General features: G+C 60.2%; 14 protein-coding genes. All 14 read right to left on the bottom strand.

Annotated features, from left to right (window positions below):
- Nucleotides 1-532 precede the first annotated feature (532 nt).
- On the bottom strand, nt 533-1,597 hold the full coding sequence (gene rsgA / locus MR935_RS09025) for a ribosome small subunit-dependent GTPase A (RefSeq protein ID WP_290572887.1): 1,065 nt from the start codon (nt 1,595-1,597) through the stop codon (nt 533-535).
- Between the two features lie 369 nt (nt 1,598-1,966).
- Nucleotides 1,967-2,737: a hypothetical protein gene (locus MR935_RS09015; RefSeq protein ID WP_290572885.1), complete on the bottom strand. Its 771-nt coding sequence runs from the start codon at nt 2,735-2,737 to the stop codon at nt 1,967-1,969.
- Nucleotides 2,703-3,287 (bottom strand): RNA polymerase sigma factor, encoded by a 585-nt coding sequence (locus MR935_RS09010; RefSeq protein ID WP_290572883.1) that lies wholly within the window; start codon nt 3,285-3,287, stop codon nt 2,703-2,705. Before MR935_RS09010 ends, MR935_RS09015 begins: the two co-directional genes overlap by 35 nt.
- Before the next feature lie 159 nt (nt 3,288-3,446).
- Entirely contained in the window at nt 3,447-3,968 is a 522-nt protein-coding gene (locus MR935_RS09005; protein ID WP_290572881.1) for a hypothetical protein, read from the bottom strand.
- Nucleotides 3,965-5,221 carry a phosphoribosylamine--glycine ligase gene (gene purD / locus MR935_RS09000; RefSeq protein WP_290572880.1) on the bottom strand — a complete coding sequence of 419 codons (1,257 nt, stop codon included), beginning with the start codon at nt 5,219-5,221 and terminating at the stop codon, nt 3,965-3,967. The genes MR935_RS09005 and purD overlap by 4 nt, the downstream gene beginning before the upstream one ends.
- A 16-nt stretch (nt 5,222-5,237) precedes the next feature.
- Nucleotides 5,238-5,555, bottom strand: coding sequence for a hypothetical protein (locus tag MR935_RS08995; RefSeq protein WP_290572879.1), 318 nt, complete (start codon nt 5,553-5,555; stop codon nt 5,238-5,240).
- Nucleotides 5,552-6,112, bottom strand: coding sequence for a hypothetical protein (locus MR935_RS08990; protein WP_290572878.1), 561 nt, complete (start codon nt 6,110-6,112; stop codon nt 5,552-5,554). Before MR935_RS08990 ends, MR935_RS08995 begins: the two co-directional genes overlap by 4 nt.
- A 3-nt stretch (nt 6,113-6,115) precedes the next feature.
- Complete coding sequence (locus MR935_RS08985) at nt 6,116-7,291, bottom strand: phosphoribosylaminoimidazolecarboxamide formyltransferase (RefSeq protein WP_290572877.1); 1,176 nt, start codon at nt 7,289-7,291, stop codon at nt 6,116-6,118.
- Between the two features lie 12 nt (nt 7,292-7,303).
- Nucleotides 7,304-8,017, bottom strand: a complete 714-nt coding sequence (locus tag MR935_RS08980; protein WP_290572876.1) for an IMP cyclohydrolase — start codon at nt 8,015-8,017, stop codon at nt 7,304-7,306.
- Between the two features lie 22 nt (nt 8,018-8,039).
- Nucleotides 8,040-8,663 (bottom strand): phosphoribosylglycinamide formyltransferase, encoded by a 624-nt coding sequence (gene purN, locus MR935_RS08975; RefSeq protein WP_290572874.1) that lies wholly within the window; start codon nt 8,661-8,663, stop codon nt 8,040-8,042.
- 51 nt (nt 8,664-8,714) lie between these two features.
- Nucleotides 8,715-9,752, bottom strand: coding sequence for a phosphoribosylformylglycinamidine cyclo-ligase (purM, locus tag MR935_RS08970; protein WP_290572873.1), 1,038 nt, complete (start codon nt 9,750-9,752; stop codon nt 8,715-8,717).
- 95 nt (nt 9,753-9,847) lie between these two features.
- Complete coding sequence (gene purF / locus MR935_RS08965; protein ID WP_290572871.1) at nt 9,848-11,308, bottom strand: amidophosphoribosyltransferase; 1,461 nt, start codon at nt 11,306-11,308, stop codon at nt 9,848-9,850.
- A 71-nt stretch (nt 11,309-11,379) separates the two neighbouring features.
- Nucleotides 11,380-12,801 carry an amidophosphoribosyltransferase gene (locus tag MR935_RS08960; protein WP_290572869.1) on the bottom strand — a complete coding sequence of 474 codons (1,422 nt, stop codon included), beginning with the start codon at nt 12,799-12,801 and terminating at the stop codon, nt 11,380-11,382.
- A 10-nt stretch (nt 12,802-12,811) separates the two neighbouring features.
- Nucleotides 12,812-13,522, bottom strand: a complete 711-nt coding sequence (gene purC, locus MR935_RS08955) for a phosphoribosylaminoimidazolesuccinocarboxamide synthase (protein ID WP_290572868.1) — start codon at nt 13,520-13,522, stop codon at nt 12,812-12,814.
- Between the last annotated feature and the right edge of the window lie 13 nt (nt 13,523-13,535).

Here is a 13,535-nt window from a genome sequence, read left to right as displayed (position 1 = left end):
TCCCGCCGGATGCGGTCGAGCGCGGCGTCAAGACCGCTGTCGAGGCGCTGCGTATCCTGATCGGGCAGGATAAGGCGGACTAAACCGATGCCTATCCGCGCCCTGACCCAGCAGATGCGCGGCAATAAAAAAATCCCCCTTCGGGCGGTGTTCGTAAGACAGTAAAATAGGCAAAAGGCGTGACTTTCGTGGTCACGCCTTTTGCTTTAAGAGGATAGCCGCTTTAGTGGCGCAAGGGGTGCAGCCCCTTGTTCGGAACGCAGCGACGCAAAACACCCCGGACATTCAGGTGTCCGGGGTGTTCAGTCTCGCAGAGCGCACATACGGGGTTACCCAGTATAGAAGTGCGCCCTTGTATTTGTTCGAAAAACTGGAATTTATCGGTGTCAAAGTGACATAGATTCATCCACTATTTCACGAATGGTGTTATATTGCTTGTTTCAATTTTTATCGCATCAAGAGCTTGACACATATTTGACACCGTTTTCTACCGCACAAATCGATCAGACTCCTGTAAATGCCGTTCCAAAAGTTACTTTCGCTTGTTATGTTCTCTTGCATAACGTCTGACATTTTTCATGCCGCCAACCTCTTTGAACATTCGCTCGCTTTTTTTGATTTCAATTTCCTTGCTGCTTAGCCCATCATAGCTTGCTTCCTGTTCCAGTTTGCGATAACTTTCCAGCCTTCGTATATCCAACTCGCCGTTTTCGACTGCCCTTAAAACGGCACATCCCGGCTCGTTTGTATGCGTGCAATCCCTAAATTGACATTGCTGTGCCAATTCAGAGATTTCAGTAAAGGCTTTCGAAAGGTCAACGCCGTCCGCTCCCATTTCTCTCATACCCGGTGTGTCTATTACAACTCCGCCCAGAGGACACGAAAACATTTCACGCCCCGTTGTTGTATGTCTGCCTTTATCACCTTTTCCTATCTCCTGTGTTGTAATAACAGATTCACCAAGCAGTTTGTTGATTATCGTTGATTTACCGACACCTGACGAGCCAATAAAAGTACAGGTTTGATTCTTCTGAAAATAGGGCAGAAACTTTTCACAAACATCTTCATCGTACATTGATACCGTGATGACATCTGAATAACAGGAAATTTTTTCTATCTGTTCAACTGCACTGTTCAGATCGTGGCACAAATCCGATTTTGTCAGAACAACAACCGGTGTAGCACCGCTATCCCATGCAATAGACAGATATCGCTCCATTCTGTTCAAATTATAATTCTGATTGAGCGACATACATAAAAACACAATATCAACATTTGCGGCAATTGGCTGCACTTGTCCCGATACACCAACTGCCTTTCTGACAAAAAGACTTTTTCGTGTCAGAACATGATGAATGAGAGCAGTATCTCCCACAACATCAATCAACACATAATCACCAACGGCAGGATACATAGCGAGTTCATCGGTATCGTATCGTAATTTGCCGGAAATCTCTGCCAGCAGCTCCTTCTCTTCTGTAACAATTTTGTATTTTCCTCGGTATTGTGCGACCACTCTTGCCAGTATGTATTCTGGAAACATGGTTGCCTGAGCAAGAAATCTTTCCGAAACACCATATCGATTCAGTAAATTCATAATCAGTCTCCTATTATTAGAACGTCATCTTGTAAGAAGGTGATACTCCCACCACTTCCAAGAATTCCAGAGGAGTTCTTGAATTTATTGCCGTCATTGAAGTTGAGCATTTACAATCCTCTGAAAAGTGACGGAATACACCTTTGCGATAATACTTTTCTCTATCTATCACCTGATAATTCATTTTGAATCATCTCCATAAATTCCGATTTGTAGGTTTGTTGGGTTCCATATTATCACATAACAGGATAAAATACAAGAACAGCCACAGCAGTGCAAACTACTGTGGCTGTTAACTGTCTTATGAACACCGCACTTTATGGGGGATTTTTTTATATGAGCAGCGCTGGTCTATGGCTTGCAGGCGGCTCAGCCGATGATGCCGGCAGCCATGTCAAACATCGTCTGCGCGTCCAATCCGGTGTCAAACCCGGAGAGGAGGTAGGCCACGCCATCTCGCTCCCACTGCACGGACTGATGGGTCCTATATTCGACCTCGTCCGTGCCGAATGAGATGACCAGCGTGCCGTCGGCCTCGGCCTGCCGGTCCTCGGCAGTCTTTTCGTAGTCGGGCGGCACGAATTTATACTGCGCGTCGCGGAAGGTCAGCGTGGTTTCGCTGACGGTATTGGTCTGCGCGGGAACAGGGTTGTTTGCCTCGGTGCCGTCAAACACCGTGTAGGGCAGATGGACGGAAAGATGCAGCTGCACACCGTCCTTCTCGTAAACCGCCTCTACCTCGTCCCGCCGCTCGCTCTTACCGCCGTATTCCGCGACCGTCTCGACGCTTGCGCCGTAGCGGAAGGCAAAGCCGCCCTCGAGCGTCTCAGGCAGCACGTCCGCGCCACAAACTGCGGTCATACGCGCGGCAGTCTGGTCATAGTCCATGCGCTGGTTTACCCACGCATGGCTGGTGATGCTGCCAAGACCACCTGCAAATGCACCGGTCACAGCGATCGCGGCCACCGCAGCCAGCGCGAGCACGCGCTTCTTCCAGCCCGCCATGCGGCGCACCGGCGCGGGCGCATCGCTGCGCAGCGCATGTTGGAGGCGTGCGTCGAGCGTTTCGGGTGCTTGCAGGCCGTCTGCACAGTCGTGCAAGGTTTTACGAAGTATGCGCTCCAGTTTGTTCTGATCCATTGATATGAGCCTCCTTTGGCTTGCTCTCCTTTTCGGTCAGCGCCTGCCGCAGTATACGGCGGGCGGAAAACAGGCGGGATTTGACCGTTCCCTCGGTCACACCGAGGGTGCACGCGATCTCGTGCACTGGGCAGTCCTCAAAATAGTGCAGCACGATCACCGCGCGGCGCTTTTCGTCCAGCGTGTCCAGCGCCGCGTACAGCCTGCGCTGCTCATCGCTGCGCAACACAGCGGCAAGCGCGCTTTCGCCCTCCCCTGTTTCAAAGAACGCGGCGACCGGCGTCTCGCGCCTGCGCCGTTTGCAATAGCGCCACGCCGCGCGCGTCAGCGTACGGAGCAGCCACGGACGAAACCGCGCGCCGTCCCGCAGCGAGCCGATCGACCGCGCACAGGTGACAAAGGCCTCTTGCGTCAGATCCTCGCCGTCCGCGCGGCTGCCGGTCAGCAGGCACGCGATGCGAAACGCATCGTCTTTGTACCGTGCGTACAGCGCGTCGAACGCCTGCATATCGTCGCCCTGCATCCGCCGGACAAGTTCTTCATCGGTCATTGCTTTTCTCCTTTGGTTTTTGGTGCACCTGACTATAAGAGCATCAAGGGCTGCGTTTGGTTCAAAAAAATTTTTCCTGTTTCGAAGCACAACAAAAAGGTCAGGGTGCGCCCCTGACCTTTTTCTGCTGCCGCAAGGCGGCTGTGCCGCACACTGACGTCACATTTTTGGAAAAAACTCCTGATCGATCACGTTCTCCAGTGTCATGCCCGAGTAAGCTACTGCGGCCAGTCCGTCGATAAAGCGGCCAACCGATGCGAGCAGCAGCGAGATGCTGTCCGCGAGCAGCGTGATATTCTTTTCGAGTGGAAGTGAGCCGTCGAGCAGCGCGTTGTGCTTGAGATAGATCTGTCCGGCCTGCTCGAAATAACCGAACGCACCCAGCGCGCAGAACTCATTGCAGTAAGCGCAGGCGCGGCGCAGCTGGTTTTTGTGCAGGTCGGGCGCATCCTGAAAGAGCGTCACGAAAAATTGCAGCAGGCCGCTCTCCTCGCCGGGCAGCTGCATCGGGATGAAGCAGCACTCGATCACCACGTCCTTTGCCACCTTGCCCTGCCGCATGGCTTCGCAGCGCAGCAGCGTGGGCGCGCTGTCGCTGCGCATGACCTCGGCGCGAAAGCCGTTCTGGTTCAGCACCTCGGCCATGCAGGCGAGTATCTGCTCTTGCTTTTCCGCTTTCATCCTTTTTTCACTCCAATATCCGTTCTGTAATGCATCTGGTCAAAGTGTATCTTCTTTACGTCCGCATACGCCGCCGCGATCGCCTCGTCCAGCGTGGGCGCGGTTGCGGTCACGCCGAGCACGCGGCCACCGCTCGTAAGCATTTTGCCGTTTTTCTGCACCGTGCCCGCGTGGAACACAAACGAGCCGGTCACATCCGCAAGGCCAGTGATCTCCTTGCCCTTCTCATAGGCCTTGGGATAACCGCCCGAGGCGATGCACACGCAGCACGCGGCGTTATCCGCCCAGCGGATGTCAGTCTCGTCCAGCCGCCCGTCGATCACGGCGTTAAAAATGTCAAACAGATCGCTCTCCAAGCGGCTGAGCACAGCCTGCGTCTCAGGGTCGCCAAAGCGTGCGTTGTACTCGATCACCTGAGGGCCCTTAGGCGTTAGCATCAGGCCGAAATACAGCACGCCCTTGAACGGCCGCCCCTCGGCCGCCATCGCCGCGACTGTCGGCGCGAAGATGGTGTCCATGCAGATTTTCGCGGTCTCCTCCGTGTAAAACCGCGAGGGAGAGAACGCCCCCATGCCGCCGGTGTTCGGCCCCTCGTCGTTGTCGAGCGCGCGTTTGTGATCCTGCGCGGCGGGCATGGCCTTGAGGTGCTTGCCGTCCACAAACGCGAGCACGGACACCTCCGGCCCGGTCAGATACTCCTCGATAACAACACGTGCGCCTGCGCCGCCGAACGCGCCGCCGTCGATCGCGTCCCTGACCGCTTCGACGGCCTGCTCCTCGGTCATGGCGACGGTAACGCCCTTGCCGAGCGCCAGCCCGTCGGCCTTGACCACGATCGGCGCGCCCTTTTCACGGATATAGGCGATGGCTTCCGCCGAGTTTTCAAAAACAGCGTAATCCGCGGTCGGGATGTGATACTTGCGCATCAGCGCCTTGGCAAAGGACTTCGAGCCTTCGATCACCGCCGCGTTTGCGCGCGGGCCAAAGGCGCGCAGTCCGGCCTGCTCAAGCGCGTCCACCATGCCAAGGGCAAGCGGATCGTCCGGCGTGACGACGACCAGATCGGGACGCGCCTGCCGCGCAAAAGCGACCATACTTTCGATATCGGTCGCCGCGATGTCGACGCATTCGGCCTCGGCCGCGATGCCGCCGTTGCCCGGCGCGCACCAGATATGATCGACCTTGGCACTTTTCCGTAGGGTATGGACGACGGCGTGCTCGCGCCCGCCCCCGCCGATCACCAGAACCTTCATATATAACCTCCGTGCGTTATTGATCTCTGCGGCTCTGCCGCAGGCCGAGCAGCGCAAACACCGCCATGGCGAGCATGGGGAGGGCGGCGAGCGCCGTCGACATGCGGAAAAGGCCCGCCCCGCCGATGAGCAGCAGCAGCACGCCGCATATTGCCGCATACGCGGCGCGCCCGTACCACAGCGAGCGCCCCTCCAGCCGCTGCGCGCCGCAGTAGGCCGTGGTCAGTCCGAGCGCGGGCAAAAACCAGTTCGCGTGCAGGCCATAGGCCAGCACAGCTGCCGCCAGCAGGCCACCCCACAGCGCCAGCTGCGCGCCGATGCGCTGCGCTGTCACTTCTGTGCCTCCGCCTCGTGCCGAAGCGCTTCCCGTTGCAGGCGGAACACATCCGCGATCATGCCGATCCGGAAGACCAGTCCCACCGTGTTGATGACGGTCAACGGGTCAAATGCGACCATCGTACCGCCCACGCGCGCAAAGCCTGCCAGCAGCTGCGTGCCCATCAGCAGGAGAGCCGCCGCGCCGAGACCGAATACGACCGCGAGCACGAGCAGCGCGTACTCCGCCGCCGCGCCAAGGCCGTAGCGCCGGCGCTGCGCGGCCATCGCAAGGCAGAGCAGCACATCGGCCGCGCAGGCCACCAGCACAAGCAGCGTAGCGACGGCTGGCGTATCGGTCAGCCCCTGCGCCAGCGCAAGCGCCGCGCACACGGCGCTTGCCGCCTCCACGCCACAGTACCACCGTGAGAAGCGCCGCAGATGCAGCATGCTCAGCCCGACCAGCACATAGGGAACAGCCGGCACGAGCCAGATATCCGCCCCCACCTGCGGCAGCGCCAGACCAAGCACATACCCGCCCGCCAGCAGCAGGTATGCGTAATACGTTTGTATCATGCGTTAGTGGTGGAACAGGCGCATCCCCGTGAACGCCATGACCATGCCGTACTTATTGGCCGTCTCGATCACATGATCGTCCCGAATCGAGCCGCCCGGCTGCACGATATAGCCCACACCCGACTTGCGCGCCCGCTCGACATTGTCCCCAAACGGGAAGAAGGCGTCCGAGCCGACGGTCACGCCGGTGTTCTTTGCGATCCACGCCTTCTTTTCCTCGGCGGTCAGCGGCGCGGGTTTTGTTTGGAAGATACCCTGCCACACGCCGTCGTCCAGCACATCCTCGTACTCGTCCGAGATATACACGTCGATCGCGTTGTCGCGGTCAGGACGGCGGATGCCGTCAACAAACGGCAGGCCAAGCACCTTGGGATGCTGGCGCAGGAACCAGTTGTCCGCCTTCTGCCCGGCCAGACGGGTGCAGTGGATACGGCTCTGCTGCCCCGCGCCCACGCCGATGGTCTGGCCGTCCTTGACATAGCAGACCGAGTTGGACTGCGTATACTTGAGCGTGATGAGCGCGAGCAGCATATCGCGCGCGGCGGCGGCGGGCAGCGTCTTGTTGTCGGTCACGATGTTGGTCAGCAGGCTTTCGCTGATCTCATAATCGTTGTAGCCCTGCTCAAAACGCACGCCGAAAATATCCCGCTGCTCGACCGGCCCCGGCACATAGTCCGGGTCGATGCGCACAACATTATAGCCGCCCTTGCGCTTGGTGCGCAGAATCTCCAGCGCTTCGTCGGTGTAGTCCGGCGCGATGATGCCGTCGGACACCTCACCCGCGAGGTAGCGCGCGGTATCCGCGTCGCAGGTGTCGCTCAGCGCCGCCCAGTCGCCGTAGGAGCACAGGCGGTCAGCGCCGCGGGCGCGGATATAGGCCGTGGCGATGGGCGACAGCTCGTGCGCCGCATCGACAAAGTACATCGCCTTTTCGGTCTCGGTCAGCGGACTGGCCAGCGCCGCGCCCGCAGGCGAAACGTGCTTGAAGGAGGCCGCCGCAGGCAGGCCGGTCGCCCGGCGCAGCGCCTTGACCAGCTGCCACGCATTGAGCGCATCGCAGAAGTTGATATAGCCCGGCCGGCCGTTCAATACCTCGAGCGGCAGCTCACCCTCGGTCATAAAGATGCGCGCGGGCTTTTGATTGGGGTTGCAGCCGTACTTCAGTGCCAGTTCGGTCATTTCTCGCTCTCCTTACACATGCTTGTTTTTGATGATCTGCCGGTATGTGCCGGTCGTGATATCGAGATAGCGCACAAACAGCGCGATCTTATTCTGCTCGTTGAGGCTGTTCCACACCATGTCGGTGAACTGCTCGAGCGTCTGGTTTTCCAGATGGACGCACTTGGGCTCACCCCGGAACTGGGGCAGCGGGTCGCCGTCGCACTGGTAGGTGTGGATAAAGTGGCCGCGCCCCGCCACCGGCTTGTCATACTCGAAGAAGTAGCGCTTGCTGGCCGTCGGGTCGGAGGTAAAGTTTTTGAGGATGGACAGGCAGTACGAGCCGTCCTCGTTGACGATGCCCGAAATGCGCGGGGTGTAGTTGGGCGCGTCCGGCTCAAACTCGCGGGTGCGCAGCGCGTCGATATAGCTCTTGCCCGCGCGCAGATACTCGCAGATCGTGTCAGTCTGGTCGCCGTTGGTGACGACTGTGCGCCCCTCGCACATACGCACCGGATGATAGATGATGAGCGAGGGGTCGGTCATCTTGGCCGGGTCGTGCGCCTCGGTGCGGATGCCGTCCTCAGTTTCGACGAACACACGGTTGCGGCTGTTTTCCGAGCGCCCCATGATGAAATAGGCGATCACATCGGTCTTGTTGTCCGCCATGCGGCCAAGGATGATGCCGCGCCCCGGATAGGCGTTGCCCTGCAGCTCGTTGCTGATGTCAAACACATTTCTGTTCATTACTCTTGCACACTCCTTGTTCTTATGCTTTGGTGACGGTCGCGCCGTCCACCCGCAGGCGGCCCGCGCAGAAATCCGAGACGGCCTGCGGCAGCAGCAGCCATTCGGCCTGACGCATCACGCGCTTTTGCAGCGTCTCCGGTGTGTCCTCCGGCGCGACCTCGACCGCCTTCTGCGCGATGATCGCGCCGCCGTCGACCACTTCGGACACGAAATGCACGGTCGCGCCGGTCACCTTGACACCCTTGGCCAAGGCGGCCTCGTGTACATGCAGGCCGTAGAACCCCTCGCCGCAAAAGGAGGGGATGAGCGAGGGATGCACGTTGATGATCTTATTTTCATACCGGCGGCAGATATCCGCGCTCAGCACAGTCATAAACCCGGCCAGCACGATAAGGCCGATCTCCTTTTCCGCGAGCAGCGCGGCCAGCGCCTCGCCCCACGCCTCGGCCGAGGGATAGTCCCGCCGGCGCAGCACTTCGCTCGGTATGCCCGCCTTTGCCGCGCGCTCGAGCGCGAACGCCCCCGGGTTTGACGAGACGACCAGCGCGATGCGCCCGTTTTCCAGCCTCCCGGCCTGCTCCGCGTCGATCAGCGCCTGTAAATTGGTGCCGCCGCCCGAAACCAAAACTGCAATGTTTATCATGTTCCTTTTCTCCGCATTTCATTTGTGCGCCGGGGGCGCTGCCCGTGCTGATCAGTCCAGCACAATGCCCTTTTCGCCCGCCGTGCATATGCCGATGATGTATGCCTGCTCGCCCGCGGCCGAGATCGCGGCGACCGCGCGGTCAGCATCCTCTGCCGCGACGGCCAGCACCAGCCCCGCGCCCATGTTGAAGGTGTTGTACATATCACGCTCGGGTATCTTGCCGGTTTTGGCGATCAGCTCAAATACCGGCGGCACGGGCATGGCCTTTTTCTCAATACGGGCGCACACACCCTCGTGCAGCATACGCGGCACGTTTTCATAAAAGCCGCCGCCCGTGATGTGGCTGATGCCCTTGACCTCGACCTTGCCCAGCAGCGACTGGATGGCCCTGACGTAGATCTTGGTCGGGGTGAGCAACTCCTCGCCAAGGGTTTTGCCGAACTCGTCAATATAGCGGCGGACCGCCTTTTCGTTGATGCCGAAGGTCTTGCGCACGAGCGAGTAGCCGTTGGAGTGCACGCCCGAGGAGGCCACGCCGATCAGCACATCCCCCGGTCGGATGGAAGAGCCATCGATCATCTTCTCCTTATCGACCATGCCGACCGAGAAACCGGCCATGTCGTACTCATCCTCGGGATAGAAGCCGGGCATCTCGGCGGTCTCGCCGCCGATCAGCGCGCAGCCCGCCTGCCGACAGCCCTCGGCGATGCCCGAAACCATCTGCGCGATTTTGGCCGGGTGGTTTTTGCCGACCGCGATATAATCCAGAAAGAACAGCGGCTGCGCGCCACAGCAGGCAATGTCATTGACGCACATGGCCACGCAGTCAATGCCGACCGTGTCATGCTTATCCAGCAGAAAGGCCAGCTTGAGCTTGGTGCCCACGCCATCCGTGCCGGATACCAGCACCGGGTCGGCCATACCCTTGAAATCCGGGCGGAACAGCCCGCCGAAGCCGCCGAGCGTGCCCATCACGCCCTTGGTAAAGGTCGATTCGACCATCGGCTTCATCAGCTTGACCGCCTCGTAGCCGGCGGTAACGTCCACGCCCGCCGCCTTATAGCTTTCAGAACGGCTCTCACTCATAATCGTACTCCTCTTTCGGTAGTTTTTAAGGCAACACCGCAGAATTTCTGCAAAGCGCCCAAGACGCAATCGTGCGGCGCCGCCTTAGGCTCTGCTTACAGCTCGATCTCGTTTTCAAACAGGTTCTTTTCGGCCTCGTCGGGCGTTTCCATCGGATACTGCCCGGAAAAGCAGGCGTCGCAGAAATGCAGCTTGCAGCCGACCGCGATCTTGTGCGCGGCCTCCAGCGAGAGAAAGCCGAGGCTGTCCACACCGATGATGTCACGCATCTGCTCGACCGTGCGCCCGTGCGCCAGCAGCTGCCGCCGCGCGGGGATGTCCGTGCCGAAAAAGCAGGGGTGGCGGAACGGCGGCGCGGAGATGCGCATATGCACCTCGGCCGCGCCCGCGTCGCGCAGCAGCGCGACCAGCCGCGCGCAGGTCGTGCCGCGCACGATCGAATCATCGACCATGATGACCCGCTTGCCATTTACCGCCTCGCGCAACGCGTTGAGCTTGAGCCGCACCGAGCGCTCGCGCTTGTCCTGCCCGGGCTGGATGAAGGTGCGCGCGATGTAGCGGTTTTTGATAAGGCCTACGCCGTATGGGATGCCCGAGCACTTGGCGTAGCCGATGGCCGCCGGAATGCCCGAATCCGGCACGCCGATGACCACGTCCGCGCCGACCGGGTGCTCGATCGACAGGTACTTGCCGGCCTCCTGCCGCGCGCGCTCGACCGAAGCGCCGTCGATGACCGAGTCCGGCCGGGCAAAATAGATATACTCGAACACACAGGCCGCGCTTTCGCATTTTTTCTCGCAGTGCAGCGAGCGCAGCGTGCCGTTTTCCACCACACAGACCTCGCCCGGCTCGACATCGCGCACAAATTCCGCGCCCAGCGCGTCCAGCGCGCACGATTCCGAGGCAAACAGGTACGCGCCGTCCAGCCGGCCGATGCACAGCGGGCGGAAGCCGCGCGGGTCGCGCGCCGCGATCAGCTTGCGCGGCGACATGACGACCAGCGAATACGCGCCCTCGATCACGTCCATCGTGTGCAGCACGGCCTGCTCGATGCTGCCGCAGCGCAGCCGCTCGCGCACGATCGCGTAGACCAGCACCTCGGTATCGCTCGACGAGCGGAAGATCGCCCCGCCCAGCTCAAGCTCATGCCGCAGCGCGCCCGCGTTGACCAGATTGCCGTTGTGCGCCACGGCAAGGTTACCCTTGACGTGCGTGATCGAGATCGGCTGCGCGTTTTCGCGGCGGGTGTCTCCGGTGGTTGAGTAGCGCACATGGCCGATGGCCATTTGGCCGGGCATCGCGTCGAGTATCTGCTGGTCAAACACCGCGCCGACCAGACCGACATCCTTATGGCAGCGGATGACGCCCTTGTTGTTCACCGCGATGCCGCAGGCCTCCTGCCCGCGGTGCTGCAAGGCGAACAGCGCGGTATAGGTGTCGTGCGCGGGGCTGACCGCGCTGTTTTCACCGGCGGCGATACCGAATACGCCGCATTCCTCGTGTACCGCGTCGCCGTCAAACGGCGCGCGAGTGCGTTTTTTGACTGTATATTTCATGGTTAACCTCTGCTTGGGCGCGCCGCGCGCGCTGCGGTTCGGGGGTGGATGACAAATACGCGGGCAGGCGGTCACTCCTGCCCGTTCCAGCAATAGGTGCAGACCTTGTCCCGCGCAAGGCCGATCGCTTCGAGCAGCCCTTCCAGCGACTGGTAGCCAAGCGAGGAAAAGCCGAAATCCCGGCAGATGCGCTCGAGCATCCGCTGGCCGCGCGCGGTGTCCGCGTCGGCGTACTCGTCCAGATGCCGGCAGCCCTCGTCCCCCTCCAGCTCGCGCACGGTGCGGCGCGCGAGCAGCTCAAGCTCCGAGTTCGACGAGGAGAAGTTGAGGTATTTGCAGCCGTACATGATCGGCGGACAGGCCGAGCGCATATGCACCTCGGCCGCACCCGAGGCATAGAGGAACTCGACCGTCTCGCGCAGCTGTGTGCCGCGCACGATCGAATCGTCCACAAACAGCAGCTTTTTGCCCTCGATCAGCTCGGGCACCGGTATCTGCTTCATCTTGGCCACCTGATTGCGCACCTGCTGGTTGGATGGCATGAACGAGCGCGGCCAAGTCGGCGTGTACTTGATGAACGGGCGCGCGAACGGAATGTGGCAAGCGTTGGCGTAGCCGATGGCGTGCGGCACACCCGAATCGGGCACACCGGCCACATAGTCGATATCCTGCGCCAGCCCGCGCCTGCGGTCGCCCAGCGCCAATATCTCGCCGTTTTTATAGCGCATCAGCTCAACGTTCTTGCCCTCGTAGTTGGAGTTGGGATAGCCGTAGTACGTCCACAGGAAGGAACAGATCTTCATCTGCTCGCCCGCCGGAGCCAGCGTCTGCACGCCCTCGGCCGTCACGCGGACGATCTCGCGCGGGCCAAGCTCATAGTGGTCGGCATAGCCGAGCTTATGATAGGCGAAGGACTCAAAGGAGACGCAGCAGCCGTCCTCCCCCCGGCCGACCAGCACGGGCAGGCGGCCGACGCGGTCGCGCGCGGCGATGATGCCCTCGGGCGTCAGGATGAGGATGGTGGCCGAACCGTCGATCTGCTCCTGCGCGTAGCGGATGCCGGTGACGATATCCTCCTGCTTATTGATGAGCGCGGCAATCAGCTCGGTTTGGTTTACCTTGCCCGAGCTCATCGCCATGAACTGGTGGCCGTGGTCGGAAAAATACTGCGAGACCAGCGCCTCGGCGTTGTTGATGATGCCCACCGTCGTGATCGCGTACAAGCCGAGGTGCGAGCGCACCAGCAGCGGCTGGGGATCGGTGTCACTAATGCAGCCGATACCGCTACAGCCGTGAAAATCGCGCACATCGTCCTCAAACTTGGTGCGGAAGGGGGTGTTGGAAATGTTGTGTATCTGGCGCTGGAAGCCGCTCCCGCTGTCGTACACGACCATGCCGCCGCGCTTGGTGCCAAGATGGGAGTGGTAGTCCACACCGAAGAAAATATCCAGCACGCAGTCCCGCTTGGAGGCCGCGCCGAAAAAACCGCCCATATAACCTCCTTTATTCGCCCCGCAGGCGCTTCATAATCTCCTGATAGGCCTCTTCTACGCCGCCCATATCGCGGCGGAAGCGGTCCTTATCGAGCTTTTCCTTGGTGGTCTTATCCCACAGGCGGCAGGTGTCGGGCGATATCTCGTCGGCCAGCACGAGCGCGCCGTCCGCGGTCTTGCCGAACTCGAGCTTGAAGTCGACCAGAATGACGTTCAGCGTATCGAAATACTGCCGCATGACCTCGTTTACCCGAAAAGCCATCTGCTTGATCTGCTCGATCTCCTCCCGTGTGGCCAAGCCGAGCGCCAGCGCGTGGTAATCGTTGATCAGCGGGTCGCCGAGATCGTCGTTTTTATAGGAAAACTCGACGGTCGGCGCATCGAACACGATGCCCTCCTCCACGCCGTAGCGCTTGGCGAAGGAGCCGGCCGAGATATTGCGGATGATGACCTCGAGCGGCACGATGGACACCTTTTTGACAAGGGTCTCCCGCTCGGAGAGCTGCTCAACAAAATGCGTCGCCACGCCCTGCCGCTCGAGCAGCTGGAACATGTGGTTGCTCATCACGTTGTTGATCGCGCCCTTGCCCGCGATCGTGCCCTTCTTTTCGCCGTTGAACGCGGTCGCGTCGTCCTTGTAATCGACGATGACGAGCGCAGGGTCGTCGGTCGCGTATACCTTCTTGGCCTTTCCTTCATAAAGCTGCTCCAGCTTTTGCATGGTGCGTTCCTCC

Source organism: Agathobaculum sp., assembly GCF_022775115.1.
Lineage (GTDB): Bacteria > Bacillota > Clostridia > Oscillospirales > Butyricicoccaceae > Agathobaculum.
Note: the sequence above shows the minus strand (reverse complement) of the source record. Positions and strands in the feature narration are given on the sequence as shown.